Source organism: Rhizobium sp. K102, from assembly GCF_022385315.1.
GTDB lineage: Bacteria > Pseudomonadota > Alphaproteobacteria > Rhizobiales > Rhizobiaceae > Rhizobium > Rhizobium croatiense.
Map to the genome: position 1 here is coordinate 2,554,231 of NZ_CP092436.1, position 20,847 is coordinate 2,575,077.

The 20,847-nt window shown below is 63.4% G+C and carries 19 protein-coding genes and 4 pseudogenes; 13 read left to right on the forward strand and 10 right to left on the reverse strand.

Features of this window, described 5'->3' with window-relative positions:
• Nucleotides 1–108: 108 nt before the first annotated feature.
• The 3 genes from MHI61_RS18660 to MHI61_RS18670 all read right to left on the reverse strand — a co-directional run bounded on the left by MHI61_RS18660 (nucleotide 109) and on the right by MHI61_RS18670 (nucleotide 2,047).
• A complete protein-coding gene (locus tag MHI61_RS18660) occupies nucleotides 109–1,251 on the reverse strand; it encodes a site-specific DNA-methyltransferase (protein ID WP_039618319.1) in 1,143 nt (380 codons plus the stop codon).
• Nucleotides 1,252–1,370: 119 nt separating this feature from the next.
• Entirely contained in the window at nucleotides 1,371–1,721 is a 351-nt protein-coding gene (locus MHI61_RS18665) for an antibiotic biosynthesis monooxygenase (protein ID WP_239790038.1), read from the reverse strand.
• Complete coding sequence (locus MHI61_RS18670) at nucleotides 1,718–2,047, reverse strand: NIPSNAP family protein (protein ID WP_239790039.1); 330 nt, start codon at nucleotides 2,045–2,047, stop codon at nucleotides 1,718–1,720. The genes MHI61_RS18665 and MHI61_RS18670 overlap by 4 nt, the downstream gene beginning before the upstream one ends.
• A 69-nt stretch (nucleotides 2,048–2,116) precedes the next feature.
• On the opposite strand from MHI61_RS18670, the gene MHI61_RS18675 reads away from it, so the two are divergent.
• From MHI61_RS18675 to MHI61_RS18690, 4 genes and pseudogenes are all read left to right on the forward strand, one after another.
• Nucleotides 2,117–2,803, forward strand: coding sequence for a metalloregulator ArsR/SmtB family transcription factor (locus MHI61_RS18675; protein WP_239790040.1), 687 nt, complete (start codon nucleotides 2,117–2,119; stop codon nucleotides 2,801–2,803).
• Between the two features lie 229 nt (nucleotides 2,804–3,032).
• The gene (locus MHI61_RS18680; protein ID WP_239790041.1) at nucleotides 3,033–3,503 is read left to right on the forward strand and encodes a hypothetical protein; all 471 of its coding nucleotides are present in this window, start codon (nucleotides 3,033–3,035) and stop codon (nucleotides 3,501–3,503) included.
• Between the two features lie 100 nt (nucleotides 3,504–3,603).
• A complete protein-coding gene (locus tag MHI61_RS18685; protein WP_239790042.1) occupies nucleotides 3,604–3,948 on the forward strand; it encodes a hypothetical protein in 345 nt (114 codons plus the stop codon).
• A 9-nt stretch (nucleotides 3,949–3,957) separates the two neighbouring features.
• Nucleotides 3,958–4,400, forward strand: a pseudogene (locus MHI61_RS18690) (hypothetical protein).
• A 146-nt stretch (nucleotides 4,401–4,546) separates the two neighbouring features.
• On the opposite strand, the gene MHI61_RS18695 reads toward MHI61_RS18690, so the two are convergent.
• Nucleotides 4,547–5,446, reverse strand: coding sequence for a LysR family transcriptional regulator (locus MHI61_RS18695; protein WP_239790043.1), 900 nt, complete (start codon nucleotides 5,444–5,446; stop codon nucleotides 4,547–4,549).
• A 117-nt stretch (nucleotides 5,447–5,563) separates the two neighbouring features.
• On the opposite strand from MHI61_RS18695, the pseudogene MHI61_RS18700 reads away from it, so the two are divergent.
• Nucleotides 5,564–6,953 (forward strand): annotated as a pseudogene (locus MHI61_RS18700) (MFS transporter).
• 170 nt (nucleotides 6,954–7,123) lie between these two features.
• Nucleotides 7,124–7,813, forward strand: a complete 690-nt coding sequence (locus MHI61_RS18705; protein WP_239790044.1) for an HAD family hydrolase — start codon at nucleotides 7,124–7,126, stop codon at nucleotides 7,811–7,813.
• A 346-nt stretch (nucleotides 7,814–8,159) separates the two neighbouring features.
• Here MHI61_RS18705 and MHI61_RS18710 read toward each other — a convergent pair whose 3' ends face one another.
• Complete coding sequence (locus MHI61_RS18710; protein ID WP_239792874.1) at nucleotides 8,160–8,807, reverse strand: hypothetical protein; 648 nt, start codon at nucleotides 8,805–8,807, stop codon at nucleotides 8,160–8,162.
• A 261-nt stretch (nucleotides 8,808–9,068) separates the two neighbouring features.
• Between MHI61_RS18710 and thrC the strand changes: the two genes are divergently transcribed.
• The 7 genes and pseudogenes from thrC to MHI61_RS18745 all read left to right on the forward strand — a co-directional run bounded on the left by thrC (nucleotide 9,069) and on the right by MHI61_RS18745 (nucleotide 17,018).
• Nucleotides 9,069–10,493 (forward strand): threonine synthase, encoded by a 1,425-nt coding sequence (gene thrC, locus MHI61_RS18715; protein WP_239790045.1) that lies wholly within the window; start codon nucleotides 9,069–9,071, stop codon nucleotides 10,491–10,493.
• Nucleotides 10,494–10,496: 3 nt separating this feature from the next.
• Nucleotides 10,497–11,795 (forward strand): pitrilysin family protein, encoded by a 1,299-nt coding sequence (locus tag MHI61_RS18720; protein ID WP_239790046.1) that lies wholly within the window; start codon nucleotides 10,497–10,499, stop codon nucleotides 11,793–11,795.
• 28 nt (nucleotides 11,796–11,823) lie between these two features.
• Complete coding sequence (locus tag MHI61_RS18725) at nucleotides 11,824–12,438, forward strand: GNAT family protein (RefSeq protein WP_239790047.1); 615 nt, start codon at nucleotides 11,824–11,826, stop codon at nucleotides 12,436–12,438.
• Entirely contained in the window at nucleotides 12,435–15,347 is a 2,913-nt protein-coding gene (locus MHI61_RS18730; protein ID WP_239790048.1) for a sensor domain-containing phosphodiesterase, read from the forward strand. The genes MHI61_RS18725 and MHI61_RS18730 overlap by 4 nt, the downstream gene beginning before the upstream one ends.
• 120 nt (nucleotides 15,348–15,467) lie before the next feature.
• Entirely contained in the window at nucleotides 15,468–15,887 is a 420-nt protein-coding gene (locus tag MHI61_RS18735) for a hypothetical protein (RefSeq protein WP_239790049.1), read from the forward strand.
• A gap of 96 nt (nucleotides 15,888–15,983) precedes the next feature.
• Nucleotides 15,984–16,292, forward strand: coding sequence for a Dabb family protein (locus tag MHI61_RS18740; RefSeq protein WP_239790050.1), 309 nt, complete (start codon nucleotides 15,984–15,986; stop codon nucleotides 16,290–16,292).
• Between the two features lie 23 nt (nucleotides 16,293–16,315).
• A pseudogene (locus tag MHI61_RS18745) lies at nucleotides 16,316–17,018 on the forward strand (substrate-binding domain-containing protein).
• A gap of 59 nt (nucleotides 17,019–17,077) precedes the next feature.
• Here MHI61_RS18745 and MHI61_RS18750 read toward each other — a convergent pair.
• The 5 genes and pseudogenes from MHI61_RS18750 to MHI61_RS18765 all read right to left on the reverse strand — a co-directional run bounded on the left by MHI61_RS18750 (nucleotide 17,078) and on the right by MHI61_RS18765 (nucleotide 20,797).
• A pseudogene (locus tag MHI61_RS18750) lies at nucleotides 17,078–17,981 on the reverse strand (metal ABC transporter substrate-binding protein).
• Nucleotides 17,982–17,997: 16 nt separating this feature from the next.
• On the reverse strand, nucleotides 17,998–18,870 hold the full coding sequence (locus MHI61_RS18755) for a metal ABC transporter permease (protein ID WP_239790051.1): 873 nt from the start codon (nucleotides 18,868–18,870) through the stop codon (nucleotides 17,998–18,000).
• On the reverse strand, nucleotides 18,867–19,616 hold the full coding sequence (locus MHI61_RS18760) for a metal ABC transporter ATP-binding protein (protein ID WP_239790052.1): 750 nt from the start codon (nucleotides 19,614–19,616) through the stop codon (nucleotides 18,867–18,869). Before MHI61_RS18760 ends, MHI61_RS18755 begins: the two co-directional genes overlap by 4 nt.
• Nucleotides 19,613–19,741: a hypothetical protein gene (locus MHI61_RS32650; RefSeq protein WP_275593073.1), complete on the reverse strand. Its 129-nt coding sequence runs from the start codon at nucleotides 19,739–19,741 to the stop codon at nucleotides 19,613–19,615. Before MHI61_RS32650 ends, MHI61_RS18760 begins: the two co-directional genes overlap by 4 nt.
• Before the next feature lie 570 nt (nucleotides 19,742–20,311).
• Nucleotides 20,312–20,797: a peroxiredoxin gene (locus MHI61_RS18765; protein ID WP_038687334.1), complete on the reverse strand. Its 486-nt coding sequence runs from the start codon at nucleotides 20,795–20,797 to the stop codon at nucleotides 20,312–20,314.
• Between the last annotated feature and the right edge of the window lie 50 nt (nucleotides 20,798–20,847).

The window sequence follows — 20,847 nt, forward strand, 5'->3', positions numbered from 1 at the left end:
GGATCTCCAAAATAGAAGACGCCCGGGGTTCGAGCCCCGGGCGCCTTGGCCTTCTTCCGCAACTGGAGGAAACCGGAAGAAGGTATTTCGATCCTGCGAAGGTGCTGCTCACTCCACCTTTGCCAGATCACTGCGGATGACGGACCTGAGATCGTCGATCGGGCGCAGGGACTGCCCGTCTTCGAAATGCCAGAAGGTCCATCCGTTGCATGCATCGAGACCCTGCACCTTGGCGCCGAGACGATGAATGGAGCCGGCCTCGCCGCCTGATGCGACGGTGCCGTCGGCGCGCACGATCGCGCTATAGCGGCGCTTGGCGTCGGTCAGCACCTGGCCGGGTTTGATCAGGCCGCTTTCGACGAGCACGTTGAAGGCGACGCGAACCTCGGCCTTCTTGCCGGTCATGACGGTCAGTTCCGCCTTGCCGAGCGGCTCGACGGCGGCGATGCGGGCGGATGCCGCATCGATATAATCCTGCTCGCGCTCGATGCCGACGAAGTGACGGCCGAGACGCTTGGCGACGGCGCCTGTCGTGCCCGAGCCGAAGAAGGGATCGAGCACGATATCGCCGGGTTTGGTCGAGGCCATGATGACGCGGGCGAGCAGCGCTTCCGGCTTCTGGGTCGGATGCACCTTCTTGCCGTCCTCGCCCTTCAGCCGCTCATTGCCGTTGCAGATCGGGAACAGCCAGTCGGAGCGCATCTGCACGTCGTCATTGGCGGCCTTCATCGCATCGTAATTGAAGGTATAGCCCTTGGCCTTGGCGTTGGGGCTTGCCCAGATCATCGTCTCATGGGCGTTCTGGAAACGGCGGCCCTTGAAATTCGGCATCGGATTGGTCTTGCGCCAGATGATGTCGTTCAAGATCCAGAAGTTCAGATCCTGCAGCGTCGCGCCGACGCGGAAGATATTGTGGTAGGAGCCGATCACCCAGATCGAGCCCGTCGGCTTCAAGACGCGGCGGCAGGCGAGCAGCCAGGCGCGGGTGAAGGCGTCGTAGGCCTCGAAGGAGGCGAACTGGTCCCATTCGTCATCGACGGCATCGACCAGCGACTGATCGGGACGGTGCAGCGTTCCGCCGAGCTGGAGGTTATAGGGCGGGTCGGCGAAGATCACGTCGACGGAGTGGGTGGGCAAGGCTTCAAGGGCGCTGACGCAATCGCCCTTGATGATCGTGTCAACCCAAGAATCCGGCCGGGAATCCGACTTGACGGAGGCCTTGAGGTCGGCAAGCGGAAAAACTGATGCCATTCTGATACTCACTCATACGCTTTACGCTTAACTCTCCGTTATGGTTACGCAACTTAGTTACCAAAGCCTGAAGGGGTGGCCGATTTCGGGAATTTATTGCAGGGCTATCCCTCCCCTCGTCACGCCGCGTCATGCACCTCGCGGCTGTCGGCCGGCGCCTCGTCGCGTTCGAACATGCCGTAATCGCGCAGGACGCTGGCAATCCGCAGGCGGTAATCGGCGAAGATGCCGCCGCGGCCGGCCTGCTGGGCGGCGCGGTGGGCTTCGAGGTTGCGCCATTTTTTGACGGCCTCCTCGTCTCGGAAGAAGGAGAGCGACAGCAGCTTGCCGCGGTTGGTCAGGCTTTCGAAACGTTCGATCGAGATGAAGCCGTCGATCTTTTCGAGGTCGGATCGCAATTCGCCGGCGAGATCGAGATATTTGTGGCGTTCGCCCATATAGGGCACGACTTCGAAGATGACGGCGATCATGGCAGCACCAGCTTGGCGTGAGGGGCGGAGACGTTTTTGAGGAAGATGCGGTCCTCCTTGAGGATGAAGCCTTCGCGTCTGGCGAATTCGTAATTGTCGCGGCCGAGCGGATCGGCGGCCAGCCTGGCGCGATAGGCTTCGTAGGCGGCGAGGCTTTCGATGTTGTAGACGCCGTAAGCCGTCGTCGCCGATCCCTCGTGCGGGCCGAAATAGCCGATCAGGTCGGCGCCGTTTTTCGGGATGGCCTGGCCCCAGTTACGGGCATATTCGGCAAAGGCCTCCTTCTTGAAGGGGTCGATCTGATAGCGGATGAAGCAGGTGATCATCGGTTTCTCCTTTTTGCTTCCCCGTTTTCGCACATTGCCTGACGACAATGCTTCGGTTACGATCGAACTATGAAGGAAGGTCCTGACATTGCACAGATTGGCGCGCTGATCGGCGATCCCGCCCGCGCCAACATGCTGGCGGCGCTGACCGGCGGGCGGGCGCTGACGGCGACCGAGCTTGCCGGGATCGGCGGCATCACCGTGCAGACGGCGAGCTCCCATCTGGCCAAGCTCGAAGCCGGCGGCCTGCTTGCCCAGCGCAAGCAGGGGCGCCACCGCTATTTCACGCTGGCCGACGAGGCCGTCGCCCGGCTGATCGAAAGCATGATGGGTTTTGCCGCCGGGCGCGGGCATCTGCGCCACCGGCCGGGCCCGAAGGAGCCGGCGCTGCGCAAGGCGCGCATCTGCTACGATCATCTCGCCGGCGATTACGGCGTGCGCATGCTCGACAGCCTGATTGCCTCAGGCGCGATCGAAGCGGTCGGCGACGGCCTGACGCTGACGGAAAAAGGCGAAAGCGATCTCAAGCGCATCGGCATCGATGTCGGCGACCTCCGATCATCGCGCCGCCCGCTCTGCCGCTCCTGCCTCGACTGGAGCGAAAGACGGGCGCATCTTGCCGGCAGCCTCGGCAAAGCGCTGCTGTCAAATTTTCTCGACAAGGGCTGGGCACGGCGCACGGCGGAAAGCCGCTCGATCCTCTTCTCGCCGGAAGGCGACCGGCAGTTCCTGAGGCTGTTTCCGGGCGAAACCTAGGTCGTTGTAGACCTGCAATCGCGCTAATTCGGCCAGGGCTCGCTTGATGCCACTTGACTAGATGATGTCGCCTCGAATAGCCGGGCCTCTGCCCGCTCAGACCAAGGTCCTGAGCCTCTCCGACTGAGTACCTAGTATAGGAACAGTGGCGTGTAACCGAAGTTTGCCAAACAGCTATCCGTCCGCCTGGGACGCGATAGCAGGTGAAAAACAAACGGAGGAATACACTATGATGAAGGTAACTCATCTCGCCCTGGCAGCGGCCCTTCTGGCCGGCACGGCTGCGTCCGGTTTTGCTCAATCATCAAGCACCGTCGGCACCGGCGGCTCGTCGGCCGGCGGCGGAACTTCGAGCAGCACGGTCGGTACTGGTGGCAGCTCTGCCGGGGGCACCTGCCCGGATGGCACGACGACCTGCAAATCCGGCACGTCTTCGACGACCGCCACCGGCGGCTCGTCGGCCGGCGGCGGCACGTCCAGCAGCACGGTCGGCACCGGCGGCTCGGCCGCGGGCTCGGGCGATGCGAATTCGGCCTCGAGCGTCGGAACCGGAGCCTCGTCTGCGGACGGCGACAAGACCGGCAGCACCGTCGGTACCGGCAGCAGCGCGGCAGGCACCTCGCATGACAACCAGGGCAAGAAGGGTTGCGCACCCGGCCAGGTCAAGAAGGATGCAGCCGGCACCGAGGACTGCAAATGACCTCGGCCGGCGCCTTTGGAGCATGCGGCCGGGAAACGTGTTCGGTTCCGGATGACATGCTGCTCCGGGGCGACGGCCAAACCCTCTTGGAGATAAACCAATGACCCGGTTTTCCACAATCGCACTGACCGCTTCGTTCGTTCTGATCGCCGGCCGGACAATGTCGGAGGAGATCAAACTCGATGACGGAACGACGTGCACCATCGTTCAATCACAGTCAGGCGAGACATCCACCACCGTGACGGCGGGCGATGGACATGTGTCGTCATCAACCACGACCGCAGGCGGCTCGAGCAGCTCTTCTTCGTCATCGGCCTCGGCCGGCTCCTCGGCAGGATCGGGAAGCGTCGACAGCTTTTCGACGGCAAGCGTGACCCGGCCGGACGGCACCGTCATCACGAAGCGTTCCGATGGCACCTGCTCCATCACCAAACCGAACAAATAGGAGATGGCAATGAGACCTATCAATCTTATCGCAGCCGCCTCGATCGCTTTGCTCGCGTCGAGCTCGGCCGTCCTTGCAGAAGAATGCAATGCTGCCGGAACCGTCGGAACGGCCGGAAGCGCTTCGGCCGGAGGCACATCCGCCAGCTCGGTCGGAACGGCAGGCGCCTGCCAGACCGACGGCGGCACGACATCCTCGATCGGATCGGGGGAAGTGCGGCCACCACCGACGGCAAAGCGCAGAGCAAGACGCATATCAACGACAATGGCGACAAGCTCAAGGCGCAGACCAAAGCCCAGGCCGTTGATCAGGGAACGTTCAGCAAGTCCCGCACCAAGACCAGCACCGATGGCGACACGCTGCAGAGCACGACCCGCACCATGTCGCATGTGCCCGGCGAGAAGCCGGTCAAGAGTACGACTACCAAGAAAATCATCCTGCCGGAGCAGTAGGTTAGATGGGCTCGCTTCACTCGAACCGAGGCGAGCCCCATGGCCTCGGCGCAATCAGCCTTCGGGGATCAGGTTGGCCGGCCTCGAAGCGCTTGCTGACATCTGCGGTTCTGTGAAGAGCTGGACCATCCTGAACGACCCGGTGTTCAGTTCATCGAGTGGAACGTCTCGAAAATAAGCGCCCTCAGCCAGCGATGAGCGGGATCTGCGTCCATGCGCGGGTGCCAGGCCTGGACGATGTTGAAACCCGGCACGGAGACCGGCAGGTCGAAGATTCTGATCTCTCTCATCGCGGCGGATTTGCAATAAGACTTCGGAACCGAACCGATCAGATCGGATGAGGCCGCAACGGCGATCACCGCGGGGAAACTTGGCACGATCAGTCTGGCATCCCGATCCAAGCCCAGTTCGGCGAGCGCTCTGTCGACCGGACCGGCGTAGTCCGCCTGGGTCGAGAAGAGCACGTGGCCGCAGGAGGCATAGCGCTCCGCCGTTATCCGATCTGCGTCAAAGATCGGATGCCCCACCCTTGCGACGCCGACAAACCGGTCCTCGAAGAGGCTCTGGCAACGCAGCTCGCCGCTGTCACGCGGGAGTACACCGATGTCCAGATCGATCGCCGCCTCCCGCAATGCCTGAACGTCCTTGTCGGATCTCGGCGCAAAACGAAGCCTTATTCCCGGCGCAGCGTTCGTCACTGCGGCGCTCAGATCCGCGGCGTAGAGAAGCACGAAGGCTTCATTGGCGCGGATCGTGAAGTGGCGCCGCACCTCCCGAATGTCGACGGTCGATGGCGGGCTCAGCACCGCTTTCACCGCGTCTTTCAACAGATGCACGTCTTCGGCAATGGCCAGGGCGTGGGGTGTCGCAACCATGCCGCGGCCGGCCGGCACCAGGACCGGATCGCCGAGCGCAGTCCTCAAGCGTGACAGTGTCCGGCTCATGGCGGATGTGCTGAGGCCAAGGCGGCGTGCGGCGGCCGATACGCTCCGTTCAGCCAGCAAAGCATCCAGGGCGACGAGAAGGTTCAAATCGAGATCAGACATGGCGGAATTCTATCAGACATGGCGTTGGACGCAACTGACCATTGCTTTTGTTGCGTCTGGCGCAATGGGTCAGCAAGGACTACCTAGTCCCTATCCCACGCACACCGAGGATTTCCCATGTCTCTCAGCTACACCGCACCAGCTTCTCAAGAAGGTCTGGCATCGCCCCGACGCTATCTGGCGGTCGCCCTACTGCTTCTGGCCGTTGTTCTCGTCGTATTGGATGGAGCAATCGCCAATGTCGCCTTGCCCTCGATTGCGCTCTCGCTGCAGGCGGAAGCGGATAACACCGTATGGGTCGTCTCGGCCTATCAGCTGGCCGTGCTCGTCGCCATTCTTCCATGTGGGGCGCTTGGGGAGATCTACGGCGCCCGGCGGGTCTTCCTGATCGGCGTTGCGCTGTTCACCGCAGCTTCCGCAGCCTGCGCCTTGGCGGGTGACCTGCCCTTGCTGATCCTTGCTCGTTTCGCGCAGGGTCTCGGCGCGGGCGCGATCATGGCGCTGGCGATGATGAATCTGCGGCAGGCCTTGCCGCAACGCATGCTGGGTCCAATCATCGGCATCAATGCCATGGTCATCGCAATTTCTTCCGCTGCCGGCCCCGGCATTGCCGGCGCCATTCTTTCCGTCACGACCTGGCCTTGGCTGTTTGCGGTCAATATACCGCTCGGCGTCATCGTTATCCTCGGCGGCGGCCTGCTCGGCCACGTTGAGGGCGCAAAACGGAAGCTGAAGGCGAAGGCGTTGCTGGCCAATACGCTGATGTTCATCCTGTTCTTCTCAGGCGCCGACCGGATAGCGACCGCGCCGGTCAGCGGTGCCGCCCTCATCGCCGCCTCGCTCGCCTGCCTTTTCGGCCTCCTGCGTCTGGAACGAAACAGTGACGTGCCTCTGTTTCCCAAGGACCTGTTGGCGGCACCGGCATTCCGCATGGCGGTGATCGCCTCGATATCCTGCTTCTGCGGACAGATGCTGAGCTACATCGCCCTGCCCTTTTACCTCCAACACAGGCTGCACATGACGCCGGTTCTGGCTGGTCTCTACATGATGCCCTGGCCTGCCGCGACGGCAATCATCGCGCCGATCTCGGGACGTCTGGCAAACCGGGTCAAGACCTCATGGCTTTGTGCAATCGGCGGGGCGCTCATGGCGCTTGGCCTTCTCGTGGCCGGTCTCACGCCGCCCGACCCGAGAGGTATCGGATTTCTCGTCGGCACGGTGATCGCCGGCCTCGGTTTCGGACTGTTCCAGAACTCCCAACAACCGAATTCTGCTGCTTTCGGCACCGAAAGCCAGAAGCGGTGCGGCAGGCGCCATGCAGGGGACCGCGCGGCTTCTCGGCCAAACCCTGGGCGGGGTCTCGATGTCGATCATTTTCGCAACGCTGCCGTTGTCGGTCGCGCTCAATTTTGCAATCGCCATTGCAGCCTGCTGCACTGCCATCGCCGGTCTGGTCAGCCTGAGCCGGGCTCGTTACGAAGTGGCGGGGCAGCCTGGAGCGGCCTGAACTGCCCGCTTTATCGGCGTCTGATGACAGTCGGTTCATCGAGCCGGTCGCCTGCCGCATCGCAGCCATGCTGGAGATCAGGTTGAGCTTTGGCCGACCATCGTGTAAAGCCCACAGCATTCCCGGACAGAACCAGGCCTCAGGCCAGATTTCCAGCAAGGCGTGAACATATGGACGGCTTCGACCTTATCATCTTCGACTGCGACGGCGTTCTCGTCGATTCCGAAATCATCGCCGCGGAAGTCGAATCCGCGCTCTTGACGGAAGCCGGTTATCCGATCGGCGCCGAGGAAATGGGCGAGCGCTTCGCCGGCATGACCTGGCACAACATCCTGCTGCAGATCGAGCGCGAGGCAAGTATCCCGCTTTCGGCCACGCTGCTGGATAAATCCGAGCAGCTGCTCGACACCAGGCTGGCGCAGGACGTCAAGGCGATACCGGGCGTCGAATTCGCCGTCTCGAGGCTGGCGATGAAGCGCTGCATCTGCTCGAATTCGAGCACCAAGAGGCTCGACATGATGCTGGGCAAGGTGGGTTTGAAGCCGCTGTTTGCGCCCAACATCTTCTCCGCCAAGGATCTCGGCCCCGACCGCGTCAAGCCGAAGCCCGACATCTTCCTGCACGGCGCGAGCCGGATGGGTGTCTCGCCCGACAGGACTGTCGTCGTCGAGGATTCCGTGCACGGCGTGCATGCGGCGCGCGCCGCCGGCATGCGCGTCATCGGCTTTACCGGCGCCTCGCACAGCTACCCCGCCCATGCCGACAAACTGACCGATGCCGGCGCCGAGACGGTGATCTCCCGCATGAACGACCTGCCGGGCGTCGTCGCCGCCCTGGCTGCCTGGGAAGGCGTGCTTTAGGGTTTAGGTGCTGAAGCCGGCCTCGTGGGGCAATGCAGGCGAGCACTTCCTTTCTATTGACCTGCCTAAGGTGAAGGCCGCCGAGCAAATTCAGCGGAGTGCTTGCGGCGTGGATACTCGGGTCAAGCCCGAGTATGACGGAGAGTAGGGAGAGCGACCGGCAAGAGGCGAGACGTCTGGATGAATTCCAGCAGAATGCGCCGGCGGTTTTGCGTGCGGATGGGTAAAATAACGGTCGCCAATTCCGCTAAACCGCTGCGCCTGCGACACTTGCCGCACACGCTCCCCCACGCTCCGTCGTCCTCGGGCTTGACCCGAGGACCCATGCGGGCGGGCACTTCTTTCCTCAGCTGCTCTTCTTGCTCTTGGCCGGCTGGGTGTCGAAGCCGATATTGACGCGCACCAGCGCGCCGGCGCCGACCGGCATCTGGATGCCTTCCTTGCGGAAGATGACCTGCGTGCCCGGTGCGCCCGCCGGGATTTCGGTCGGGAACTTGGTGACCTCGGAATAGAGCACGGTCTCGCCATCGAGGATGGTGACGCGGACCGGCAGCGTCACCGGGCCGGGATTGCCGGCCGGGCCGGTGATGAGGCGCAGCTGGGCGACAACGGTCATCGTCAGGGCCGTGTCGTTCAGCGTGCATTGGCGGGTGTAGTCGCCGAAGGAGGCCTGGAAGACGATCTGTTGCGGGTCGTCCTTCTTGCCCTTGGCATAGGTGCGGAAGATCGCATCCTGGTCACGCAGGAAAATCTGCGGGCAGGCGCCCTGGACGACGGGGGCGACGGCGCCCTGGGCCGTCGTGGCGGTGCCGATCGAGGGGTTGTTCGAGGAGGGGTTGGCCGGCGCCAGCGGCATGATCTGAGCATTGCCGTTCGGCTGGGTCGGCGCCGCCTCCGGCTTGCTGTCGCCGCCGATGCCGAGCGAGTTGCAGCCGGCAAGCAGGGCAACGAAAGACGTGGAGATGATGAGACGCGAGACCTTGCCGAGCACTATGTTCCACCCTTTGCACAAGCGTTTCTTGGAGGCCCAGTGTTTTTCGCGAGGCCTTTCACGACGGTTTGCGATGGTCTATATCAGCGGCGCAAACAAAAATCGATTGGGTACGCGCCGTTTTGATGCACTTTTCGCCGCCGGATGCGGGCAACTTCAACAAGATAACGGCAATGGTATGGCCTGAGGGCAGCCCCTTGCCGGTTTCCGGCGGAGCGGGTCACGGCTCGGCCCAGCCAAATTTCTTCCAGCGATAGATCAAGGATGACCAACGTGGACTATATCTCGACCCGCGGCGAGGCCCCTGCCCTCGGTTTTTGCGACGCCCTGCTGACGGGACTGGCGCGCGATGGCGGGCTCTATGTTCCCCGGGAGTGGCCGCAGTTTTCGAAGAAAGAGATCCGCGCGCTGAGAGGCAAAACCTATCAGGAGATCGCCTTCACCATCCTGTCGCCCTTCACCAATGGCGAGATCCCCGAAGCGACCTTCCGGGCGATGATCGACGAGGCTTACGCCACCTTCCGCCATCCGGCAATCGCGCCGCTCGTCCAGACCGGGCCGAACAGCTTCGTCATGGAGCTCTTCCACGGCACGACGCTCGCCTTCAAGGATGTGGCGATGCAGCTGCTCGCCCGGCTGATGGATTATGCGCTGGAAAAGCGCGGCGAGCGGGCGACGATCGTCGGCGCTACCTCGGGCGATACCGGCGGCGCGGCGATCGACGCTTTTGCCGGGCGCGAGCGCACCGATATCTTCATCCTCTTCCCGCATGGCAAGGTCTCGCCGGTGCAGCAGCGGCAGATGACGACCTCGACGGCCGCCAATGTGCATGCGCTCGCCGTCGAAGGCAATTTCGACGACTGCCAGAATCTGGTCAAGGCGATGTTCAACGACGCGGCGTTCCGCGACAAGGTCAGCCTGTCGGGCGTCAACTCGATCAACTGGGCGCGCATCATGGCCCAGATCGTCTATTACTTCACCACGGCCGTGGCGCTCGGCGGGCCGGACCGGAAGATCTCGTTCACGGTGCCCACCGGCAATTTCGGCGACATCTTCGCCGGCTTCTGCGCCAAGCGCATGGGCCTCCCGATCGACCGGCTGGTGATCGCCACCAACGAAAACGACATTCTGACCCGCACGCTGAAGACCGGCCGCTACGACATGAAGGCGGTCAAGGCGACGAGTTCGCCGTCGATGGACATCCAGATCTCCTCGAATTTCGAGCGGCTGCTGTTCGAAGCCTATGGGCGCGACGCCTCGAAGGTGCGCGCGGCGATGGAAAGCCTCAGGCAATCAGGCGGCTTCGAGATCGGCGGGCAAGCGCTGAAGGCGATCCGCCGCGACTTCCGCGCCGGGCGCGCCAGCGGGAGCCAGGTGGCCGAGACGATCCGCAAGACCCATGCGGAAACCGGCTATCTCCTCGATCCGCATTCGGCGATCGGCGTCTTCGTCGCCGCCAAGAAGGAGAAGCCGAATACGCCGATGGTGACGCTTTCGACCGCACATCCGGCGAAATTCCCGGCCGCCGTAAAATCGGCCTGCGGTATTGACCCGGCGCTTCCGACGTGGCTTGCTGATCTGATGCACAGGGAGGAGCGTTTCCAGATCATCGAACCGGAGCTGAAAGCCGTTCAAACCTTTATCGGCAAACACGCCCGTGGCAAGACGACGGCAGGCGCAGAAAGATAGCCAATGACAGTTGAGTGCACCCGGCTCAAATCCGGGCTGACAGTAGTCACAGAAACGATGCCACACCTTGAGAGCGTTGCGCTCGGTGTCTGGATCAAATCGGGATCGCGCAACGAGACGGCAGACGAGCACGGCATCGCCCACCTGCTCGAACACATGGCCTTCAAGGGCACGGCGCGCCGCTCGGCCCGTGAAATCGCCGAGGAAATCGAGGATGTCGGCGGCGAAGTCAACGCCGCCACGTCGACCGAGACGACCTCCTATTACGCCCGCGTTCTGAAGGATCATGTGCCGCTCGCCGTCGACATCCTCGCCGACATCCTGACGGAATCGGCCTTCGAGGAGGAGGAGCTGGAGCGCGAGAAGCAGGTGATCCTGCAGGAGATCAACGCTGCCAACGACACGCCCGACGACGTGGTGTTCGACCGCTTCTCGGAGGCCGCCTATCGCGACCAGACGCTCGGCAGGGCCATCCTCGGCACGCCGCAGACCGTCGTTTCCTTCACGCCGCAGCAGATCCGCGCCTATCTCGGCCGCAACTATACGACCGACCGCATGTTCGTCGTGGCGACCGGCGCCGTCGATCATCAGGAATTTCTGCGCATGGTCGAGGACCGCTTCGCCAGCCTGCCGACCGCGCCATCCGCCCCGCCGGTCATGGAAGCGGCGCGTTATGTCGGCGGCAGCGTGCGCGAACCGCGCGACCTGATGGATGCGCAGATCCTGCTCGGCTTCGAAGGCAAGCCCTATCATGCCCGCGATTTCTACTGCTCGCAGATTCTGGCCAATATCCTCGGCGGCGGCATGTCCTCGCGGCTGTTCCAGGAAGTGCGCGAATTCCGCGGCCTCTGTTATTCCGTCTATGCCTTCCACTGGGGTTTTTCCGACACCGGCATCTTCGGCATTCATGCCGCGACCGGCGGCGAAAACCTGCCGGAGCTGGTGCCTGTGATCATCGACGAACTGCACAAGTCCGCCAATGAGATCCACCAGAAGGAAATCGAGCGCGCCCGCGCCCAGATCCGCGCCCAGCTGCTGATGGGCCAGGAAAGCCCGGCCGCCCGCGCCGGCCAGATCGCAAGGCAGATGATGCTTTACGGCCGGCCGATCTCCAATCCGGAGATGATGGAACGGCTGGAAGGCATCACCATCGAGCGGCTGACCGATCTCGCCGGCCGGCTGTTCTACGACACGGTGCCGACGCTTTCGGCGATCGGGCCGCTCGAACAGCTCGCACCGATGGAAGACATCACCGCCTCGCTTTCGGTCTCCGCGCCGAAGACGATGCAGGCGGGCCGCTGAGCCGACATCCGTCTGCCGGGAGTGATCGATGCCAAAATCGGTGTTTCGGTTCCTGTCGCGGCAGCCGGATGCGGTCGAGCTGGAAAACGACAAGTACCTCTTACGCCTGCCGCGCTACCAGGATTTCAACCAGTGGCACCGGCTGCGGTCCGAAAGCCGCAAGTTCCTCGAACCCTGGGAGCCGACCTGGCGGCGCGACGAGCTGACGGAGGGCGCCTACCGCGCCCGCGTCATCCGCGGCAAGCAGGAATATGCCTCCGGCCAGGCGATCCCGCTGTTCATTTTCCTCAAGCAAAACCGCACCCTCGTCGGCGGCATCACCATCGGCTATATCAGGCGCGGTGCGGCACAAAGCTGCATGATCGGCTACTGGATGGGCGAACGCCATGCCGGCCAGGGACATATGTACGCCGCGCTTCAGCTGGTTATTCCTTACATCTTCTCCGGGCTTGAGTTGCACCGTATTGAAGCAGCCTGTATTCCAGATAACGCGCGCAGCATACGTCTGCTTGAAAAGGCCGGGTTTCAGCGGGAAGGCTATCTGCGCGGATATTTGAAGATCAACGGTCAGTGGCACGACCATGTGATGTTTTCACGGCTCGCCACCGATACGGATAAAGGCAGGATAACCGACAGCCGATGACCAGAGACCGCATGCTGCCCAAGTCACCGTCCGGACGAGTGATCGCGGTGATCGCAGCCCTTTTCCTGGCGGCCTTCGCCCTCATGGCGGGCGTGGCCCACGCGGCCGAACCGGTGAAGATATCCCGTGACGATACCGCGCTCGATCTCACCGCGACGACCGAGATCTACGCCAACCAGGGCGAGGCCTTCCAGGTGTCGACCGCCGCCGGTGCCGACGGCATCCGTCGGCGCATCGAGGTCCGGGCGAGCTCGGAGAATCACCAGGGCGACTGGGCGGTATTCGCGCTTGCCAACGTCTCGGAGGAACAGCTGGAGCGCGTCATCGTCGCGCCGCATTTCCGCCTGGTCAATTCCAAGCTCTTCTGGCCGGATCTCGGCTCGCAGCGCATCATGGCGATCACGCCGAGCGAAGGCTTTGCGCTCGACCGGCAGCCGAGCGACGAGGCCGACGTCTTCCGCATCACGCTGAACCCCGGCGCCGTCATCACCTTCGTCGCCGAGCTGTCGACGCCGGAACTGCCGCAAATCTATCTCTGGGAGCCGAACGCCTACAAGGATACGATCAACGCCTTCACGCTCTATCGCGGCATCGTGCTCGGCATTGCCGGCCTGCTCGCCGTGTTTCTCACCATCCTCTTCGTCGTCAAGGGCACGTCGATGCTGCCGGCGACGGCCGCCCTCGCCTGGGCGGTGCTCGGCTATATCTGCGTCGATTTCGGCTTCCTCGGCAAGCTGATCAGCGTCGCCTCGGCCGACCAGCGAATATGGCGGGCTTGCGCGGAAGTGGCGCTGGCCTCGAGTTTCGTCATCTTCCTCTTCACCTATCTCAACCTCAATCGTTGGCATGCGCATCTCGGTTACGCCACCCTTGCCTGGGTGCTCGGTCTTGCCCTGCTCTTCGGCGTGGCGATCTACGATCCGTCGATTGCCGCCGGTATCGCCAGGCTGTCCTTCGCGCTGACGGCGGCGACCGGCCTGCTTTTGATCATCTATCTCGGCTTCAACCGCTACGACCGCGCCATCCTTCTGGTGCCGGCCTGGGCACTGACGCTCGTCTGGCTGTTCGGGGCGTGGCTGACCGTCACCGGCCGGCTCGACAACGACATCATCCAGCCGGCACTCGGCGGCGGCCTGGTGCTGATCGTGCTCCTGATCGGCTTCACCGTCATGCAGCACGCCTTTGCCGGCGGCGCCTTCCAGCAAGGGCTGTTTTCCGATCTCGAGCGGCAATCGCTGGCGCTGACCGGCTCCGGCGACATGGTGTGGGACTGGGACGTGGCGCGCGACCGCGTCGTCACCATTCCCGACGTCTCGGTCAAGCTCGGCCTTTCCCCCGGCGCCATGCACGGGGCGGCGCGCAACTGGCTGCCGCGACTGCATCCCGATGACCGCGACCGCTTCCGCGCCACGCTCGACGTGCTGCTCGAACACCGGCGCGGCCGGCTCAATCACGAGTTCCGCATCCGCGCCGAGGACGGGCATTTCCACTGGCTGCTGATCCGCGCCCGGCCGGTGCTCGGCTCCAATGGCGAGATCATCCGCTGCGTCGGCACGATCGTCGACGTCACCGAGCAGAAGAATTCCGTCGAGCGGCTGCTGCACGATGCGCTGCACGACAATCTCACCGGCCTGCCGAACCGGCAGGTCTTCCTCGACCGGCTGCAATCGGTGCTGGCGCTGGCGCCGGGCGGCGACACGCTACGGCCGACGGTGATGGTGATCGACATCGACCGCTACAAGCTGGTCAACGATGCGCTCGGCGTTGCGGCCGGCGACAACATCCTCATCGCGCTGACCCGGCGCCTGCGTCGGCTGATGAAGCCGCAGGACACGCTGGCGCGGCTGGCCGGCGATCAGTTCGGCCTCATTCTGGTGTCCGAGCACAATCCGGCCAAGGTCGCCGATTTCGCCGATGCGATCAGCAAGGCGATCATGGTGCCGATCAACTTCTCCAGTCGCGAGATCATCCTGACGGCCTCGATCGGGCTGGCCTCCTGGGTGGACCGGCAGGAGAGCGCCAGCGGCCTGCTCAGCGACGCCGAGCTTGCCATGTACCGGGCAAAACGGGCCGGCGGCAACCGCGTCGAACCGTTCCAGCCGGCCTTCCGCGACTTCGGCACCGACCGCCTGCAGCTCGAAACCGATCTGCGCCGCGCCATCGAACGCAAGGAATTGTCGATGGTCTACCAGCCGATCGCCCGGCTGGAGGATGTCGAGATCGCCGGCTTCGAGGCGCTGATGCGCTGGGAACATCCCAAGCGCGGCAATATCCCGCCCTCGGAATTCATCCCGATCGCCGAGGCCTCCGATCTCATCGGCCCGCTTGGCATGTTCGCGCTGGAACAGGCGACCAACGATCTGATGAGCTGGCAGACCCAGACCGGCGAATTGCCGATCTTCGTGTCGATCAATCTGTCGAGCGTGCAGCTGCTCAACAACGAGCTCTATGACGACGTGCGTTCGGTTCTCGCCAAGACCCATTGTGCACCCTCGCGGCTCAAGCTGGAACTGACGGAATCCATGGTGATGGAAAATCCGGAACAGGCCCGCCTGGTGCTGCAGAAGCTGAAAGAAGCCGGCATTGGCCTGGCGCTCGACGATTTCGGCACCGGCTATTCGTCGCTTGCCTATCTCACCCGCTTCCCCTTCGACACGATCAAGCTCGACAAGGCGCTGGTGCGCGACGACAGCGACAAGAAGGCGACCGTGCTCCGCTCGGTCATCGCAATGGCGCGCGAGCTGGAGATGAAGGTGGTGGCCGAAGGCATCGAATCCAACGAGGATGCGATCGAACTCGCCAAGATGGGCTGCAGCTACGGACAGAGCTATCTGTTCGGGCCGCCGATCCCGTCGGAATCGGTGCTGCGGCTGCTGCGCGACCGGTTTCCGCTGACAAAGAGGGCCTGAGCGCAGGCGAACCGGGCTTAACCGGTTTTCCCGCCTGCGCGGCGCGCCTCTCACCCACGATTGGTGATTGACCAACGACCGGCGATGTGCGCCTCTTGCCTATCGCATAAGGACAATTCGATGCTCAAATTTCTGCTCGCCCTATCAGTCGGCGCCCTGTTGGTCTCGCCGGCGCAGGCGACCGACCTCTATCCCGCCACCAAGGCCTGCGTGCCGGGCAAGCCCCATTGCGAGCGATGGACGGCGGAGTTCAAGAGATCGCTGGCGCTGGCGCAAAAGGGCGATCACGTCGCCCAGCAGACCGTGGCCTTCTGCCTGTCCTCCGGCTGCCACGGCGCTGTCGCCATTGACAGGGTCGCCGCCTGCAGCTGGCACCTCATCATCGTCAATTCGGCTGCAGCGACGGTTCTCGACCGCTCCAACCTCAGAAACACCTGCCGGCCGATGACACCGGCGCAGAAGGATGAAGCCCGCGCTTTGTCCGGCGATCTCATCCGCAAGCTCTACAATCGCGCACCTGTTGAAAGCGACCAGATGTAATCTCACCCGCCGGCAGCGTCCGGGTGACGATAAATCTGATTGCCCTCCCGGCTTTCGTCGCTATTCTGCCGGCGAAGACAATCGGGAGGACCACTGATGATCCTGCACTGCGTGTTCCTGCGGCTGAAGACCGCGATGACGATCGACGACAAGCAGGCGCTGTTTGCCGCGATCGTCGCCCTCAAACAGGTCATTCCCGGGATCGTGGAGATCAAATACGGGCCGAATGTTTCGCCCGAGGGGCTGCATGGCGGCTTCGTCGACGGCTTTGCCGTCACCTTCGACAGCCCCGAAGCGCGGGATGCCTATCTCATCCATCCCGAACATGTGGCAGTCGGCGAACGCATCGTCTCCTCGACGGACGGAGGCCTCGCCGGCATCCTGGTTTTCGATCTCAATATTTGAGGCGCATTTGGGGCGGCTGGGCCATGAAACAGGAAATCCGGCTTTTTGGCGCGATCGCGGTCCGGCCGGCCGTCCTTGCTCTCCTCCCCCGGTTCGAGATGGCCACTGGTCTGACTGTTGCGGCCAAATGGGAGGTCAATCCCACGGTCAAGAAGGATCGAGGCCGGCGAGCCTTGCGACCTCGTCATCATCAACCCTGATATGGTTGAGGCGCTGACCGCCTCGGGAAAGGTCGAGGCGGGGAGCCAGGTGGCGTTCGGCAGAATCGGGATGGGGGTGGCGGCCAAGGCAGGTAGCCGACCGCTCGACATCGGATCGACAGAAGCATTCAAGCAGGCATTGAAGAGCGCGAGATCGATCGCCTATGCCAGTGACGGAACCAGCGGCGGCTATTTTTCCAGCCTGCTGGATCGGCTGGGAATAGCGGATGAGGTAAAGCCCAGGCTCGTCGCCGCGCCAGGAGGGCAGACGGCATCGGCCGTCGGCCGTGGGGAGGCCGAGTTGGCCGTCGTCCCCGTGACCTCAATTCTCGCTGCCGCGCCCGACGTCATGCTTCTCGGCCGGTTTCCGGCAGAGCTTCAAAGTTACATCGACTTTGACGTGGGCATCGGCGCCGATTCCAGCGACGCGGAAGCCACCAGGCAGCTTTCGGAATTTCTGGTATCGGCAGCCGCGGATGAGGTCCTGGCGGCCAAGGGCGTCGAGCGACGCCACAAGCCTGTTTGACAGGGGAGCATGACGCCGAAGCGGATCTCGGCATCATGCTTTCACTATCCGATCGACTGTCAGCTCGATTTCGCCATGGCGGCGGCGAGTTGGTCGACATTGTAGCGGAACATTTTCTCATAGGTCGGCGCCGGTCCCTTGGCGTCGGAGAGCGAATTCGACATAGAGCTCGCCGCCGGGTTCCGCACCCGTTGCCTTGGCGACCTGCTTGACTAGGCGCGGATCGTTGGAATTTTCGAAGAAATAGGCCTTCACGTGCTCGCTCCTGATCTGTTCGACCAGCTTGGCGACATCGGCGGCCGAGGCTTCGCTCTCGGTGGAGAGGCCAAGCGGTGCCAGGAAGCTCACCTTGTATTCGCGGCCGAAATAGCCGAAGGCGTCGTGGCTCGTCAGCACCGTGCGGCGGTCCTCGGCGATCGCGTCGAATTTCGAATGGGCGTAGGCGTTCAGCTCATCCAGCTTCTGCGTATATTTTTCGGCATTGGCCTTGAAGACGGCGGCGTCGGCGGGATCGGCCGATGACAGCGCCTTTTCGATGTTGGCGACCCAGACCTTGACGTTGACGGGGCTGTTCCAGACATGCGGATCGGTGATGGTCTTGCCGTCCTCTTCCATGGTGCGGGTGGCGATGCCTTCGGAAACCGTCACCGGCTTGCCCTTGTAGCCCGAGGCGGTGATCAGCCGGTCCATCCAGCCTTCCAGCCCTTCGCCGCTGACGAAGGTGACTTCGGCCGCCTTCAAATTCTTCGCGTCGGCCGGCGACGGCTCGAATTCATGGGGGTCGCCGTTCGGCCCGACGAGGCTCGTGACATGAACATGGTCGCCGCCGACCTGTTTCACGACATCGGCAAGCACGGTGAAGGACGCCACAACCTTCAGCGTTTCGGCCGAAGCGGGTGCGGCCGACAGCGCCATCAGCGCGGAAAGTGCGGCGACGGAGAGAAGCAGTCTGCGCGATATCATCGAAGTCTCCTTGAAATCAGCCCTTCAGATGCGGGCGGGGAAAGAAGCGCCGGGCGATGCCGGAGGGCGCGAAGAGGATTGAAAAAGCGTAGATCAGCGCCGCCGTCATGATGATCGTCGGGCCGGAAGCGAGTTCCAGATGGTAGGAAGCGATCAGACCGAGATAGCCGGAGGCGGCCGCACTGGCGGTGGCGATCAGCATCATCACGGCCAAGCTGCGCGACCAGAGCTGGGCGATGGCCGCCGGCAGCATCATCAGGCCGACCGCCATCAGCGTACCGAGTGCCTGGAAGCTGGCGACGAGGTTCAGCACCACGAGCAGCAGGAAGAGCACGTGATAGACCGGCCCGCGCCCGCCGACGGCTCTCAAGAAACCGGGGTCGAAGCATTCGGCCACCAGCGGCCGGTAGATGGCAGCGAGGATGAGAAGCGTCAGCGAGGTGATCGCGCCGATCTGATAAAGTGCCGGCGCATCGATCGCCAGGATGGTGCCGAAGAGCACGTGCAGCAGATCGATATTCGAGCCGCGCAGCGAGACGATCAGCACGCCGAGCGCCAGCGAGGCGAGATAGAAGCTCGCAAAGCTCGCATCCTCGCGCAGCACCGTCATGCGGCTGACGGCGCCGGACAGCAGCGCCACCGACAGGCCGGCGACAAGGCCGCCGAGGCCCATCGCCGTCAGAGACAGCGATCCGGCGACGAGATAACCGATCGCCGCCCCCGGCAGCACCGCATGGCTCATGGCATCGCCCATCAGGCTCATGCGCCTCAGCATCAGGAAGACGCCGATCGGCCCCGAGCCGAGCCCGAGGCAGAGGCAGGCGACAAGGGCGCGGCGCATGAAACCGAAATCGGCAAAGGGCGCGAGGAAGAGATCATAAGCCATCATGCCGCCGGCGCCTCTTGCGGGGCGCAGGCCGCCGCATCCTCATCCCAGCGCTCGGCCATGGCGCGGGCCTTCATGAGATTGGCGGACGACATGACGTCGGCGGTCGGGCCCCATCCCACCAGCTCGCGGGCGAGCAGCAGGGTCTCGGGGAAATGCGTCCGAACGAGCTCGAAATCATGCAGCACGGCGATGACGGTGCGGCCCTCGCCATGCCAGCGGGAAACGATATCGAGGAGATCCCTGGTCGTGCGGGCATCGATTGCGGTGAACGGCTCGTCGAGCAGGATGACGCCGGCATCCTGCAAGAGCAGGCGGGCAAAGAGCACGCGCTGGAACTGGCCGGCCGAGAGCGAGCCGACATGGCGCCTTGCGAAGCCTTCGAGACCGACGGCGGAGAGCGCCTCGCCCGCCTTTTTGACATCGGCGGGTGCCACGCGGCCGAAGGCTCCCTTGCTCTTCCAGACGCCGAGCATGACGGTGTCGATGACCGAGATCGGGAAACGCCGATCAATCTCGGCCGCCTGCGGGAGATAGCCGAATTCCGCCCGCCCCAGCCGGTGCTCGACCCTGCCCTCGGCGGGACGAAGCTCGCCCATGATCGCCTTCAGCAGCGTCGATTTGCCCGCCCCATTCGGCCCGGCAATCGCCGTCAGGCTGCCCGGCGCAAAGGCGCCGGAGACATGATGGACGGCGGGGTGGCGATCATAGGCGACCGTGAGATCATCGAGACTGATCAACGGCGTCATGGCAGCAGAACCGCCCAGTGAATGATAAGCCAGAGCGCGGCAATGACCAGCGAGATGCCGATCACCCTTGAGAAGGCCGATTGCCCCATAAGGCTGATGGAGGGGCGGTCGGGGTTCGGGTGCATGGCTCATCCTGACAATGTAATAACATTACCGTTATGTTATAACGATTGCGGCGAGATTGAGGCGGGAGGGCCGGCCTTCTTGTCACAGGGTGGTCGGTGGATTCCAGGCTCAAGGCCTGGAATGACGGAGTTTTAGGAGGGCCATTGGCAGGAGCGCAACGCCGCTGCTATTGCCTCACCATCGCTGGATTTGCCACGGAGCTCACCCACCCTCCGTCGTCCTCGGGCTTGACCCGAGGACCTAGGCTGGCTCGTCGGCGGTGACGATGGATTCCAGGCTCAAGACCTGGGATGACGGACGTTGGGGAGGGCCAGCGGCAAGAGGCGCAACGCCGCTGCCATTGCCTCACCATCGCTGGATTTGCCACGGAGCTCACCCACCCTCCGTCGTCCTCGGGCTTGACCCGAGGACCCATGCCATGCCGGCCTCTGTCACCACCGACCATGGATCCCAGGCTCAGGGCCTGGGATGACGGAGTTTGGGGACACGGTGTCCGCCAAACTCAGCGTCGGCGCAATGGATCAGGGCGAGTGTCGATCAAGCAGCCCGCATCATTCAGTCATGAAAACTCAGAGCAGTTCCAGCATCGCGGCAGCACCCGAGACCGTTGCCTGGCCGGGGCTTTCTTCGACGTTGAGCGCTTTCACGACGCCGTCTTCCACCAGCATCGAATAGCGCTTGGAGCGCAGGCCGAGGCCGCCGGCGGAGAGGTCGGCGTCGAGGCCGACGGCCTTGGTGAAGCCGGCGTCCCAATCGGCGAGGAAGTGGATCTTGCCGAGGCCGCCGGAGGATTGCGCCCAGGCGCCCATGACATGCCAGTCATTGACGGCGAGGACCGCGATGTCGTCGACGCCCTTGCCGAGGATGGTGTCGCGGTTTTCGAGATAACCCGGCAGATGGTTCAGCGAGCAGGTGGGCGTAAAGGCGCCCGGCACGGCAAAGAGCACGACGCGCTTGCCGGCGAAGAGCTGATCGGTGGTGATTTCGACCGGGCCGTCGGCAGTCTTTTCTTTGAAGGTGGCGGCAGGAAGCTTGTCGCCGATCGCGATGGTCATGGGTTTTCTCCTTTGTTCTGTTTTTGCGGCGGATCCGGCCTGGCGGGCGC

Excerpts from the sequence above, each read along its gene's own strand:
- MHI61_RS18660 (WP_039618319.1), bottom strand. The coding sequence starts at position 1,251 with ATGGCATCAGTTTTTCCGCTTGCCGACCTCAAGGCCTCCGTCAAGTCG.
- MHI61_RS18665 (WP_239790038.1), bottom strand. The coding sequence starts at position 1,721 with ATGATCGCCGTCATCTTCGAAGTCGTGCCCTATATGGGCGAACGCCAC.
- MHI61_RS18670 (WP_239790039.1), bottom strand. The coding sequence starts at position 2,047 with ATGATCACCTGCTTCATCCGCTATCAGATCGACCCCTTCAAGAAGGAG.
- MHI61_RS18675 (WP_239790040.1), top strand. The coding sequence starts at position 2,117 with ATGAAGGAAGGTCCTGACATTGCACAGATTGGCGCGCTGATCGGCGAT.
- MHI61_RS18680 (WP_239790041.1), top strand. The coding sequence starts at position 3,033 with ATGATGAAGGTAACTCATCTCGCCCTGGCAGCGGCCCTTCTGGCCGGC.
- MHI61_RS18685 (WP_239790042.1), top strand. The coding sequence starts at position 3,604 with ATGACCCGGTTTTCCACAATCGCACTGACCGCTTCGTTCGTTCTGATC.
- MHI61_RS18695 (WP_239790043.1), bottom strand. The coding sequence starts at position 5,446 with ATGTCTGATCTCGATTTGAACCTTCTCGTCGCCCTGGATGCTTTGCTG.
- MHI61_RS18705 (WP_239790044.1), top strand. The coding sequence starts at position 7,124 with ATGGACGGCTTCGACCTTATCATCTTCGACTGCGACGGCGTTCTCGTC.
- thrC (WP_239790045.1), top strand. The coding sequence starts at position 9,069 with ATGACCAACGTGGACTATATCTCGACCCGCGGCGAGGCCCCTGCCCTC.
- MHI61_RS18720 (WP_239790046.1), top strand. The coding sequence starts at position 10,497 with ATGACAGTTGAGTGCACCCGGCTCAAATCCGGGCTGACAGTAGTCACA.
- MHI61_RS18725 (WP_239790047.1), top strand. The coding sequence starts at position 11,824 with ATGCCAAAATCGGTGTTTCGGTTCCTGTCGCGGCAGCCGGATGCGGTC.
- MHI61_RS18730 (WP_239790048.1), top strand. The coding sequence starts at position 12,435 with ATGACCAGAGACCGCATGCTGCCCAAGTCACCGTCCGGACGAGTGATC.
- MHI61_RS18735 (WP_239790049.1), top strand. The coding sequence starts at position 15,468 with ATGCTCAAATTTCTGCTCGCCCTATCAGTCGGCGCCCTGTTGGTCTCG.
- MHI61_RS18740 (WP_239790050.1), top strand. The coding sequence starts at position 15,984 with ATGATCCTGCACTGCGTGTTCCTGCGGCTGAAGACCGCGATGACGATC.
- MHI61_RS18755 (WP_239790051.1), bottom strand. The coding sequence starts at position 18,870 with ATGATGGCTTATGATCTCTTCCTCGCGCCCTTTGCCGATTTCGGTTTC.
- MHI61_RS18760 (WP_239790052.1), bottom strand. The coding sequence starts at position 19,616 with ATGACGCCGTTGATCAGTCTCGATGATCTCACGGTCGCCTATGATCGC.
- MHI61_RS32650 (WP_275593073.1), bottom strand. The coding sequence starts at position 19,741 with ATGCACCCGAACCCCGACCGCCCCTCCATCAGCCTTATGGGGCAATCG.
- MHI61_RS18765 (WP_038687334.1), bottom strand. The coding sequence starts at position 20,797 with ATGACCATCGCGATCGGCGACAAGCTTCCTGCCGCCACCTTCAAAGAA.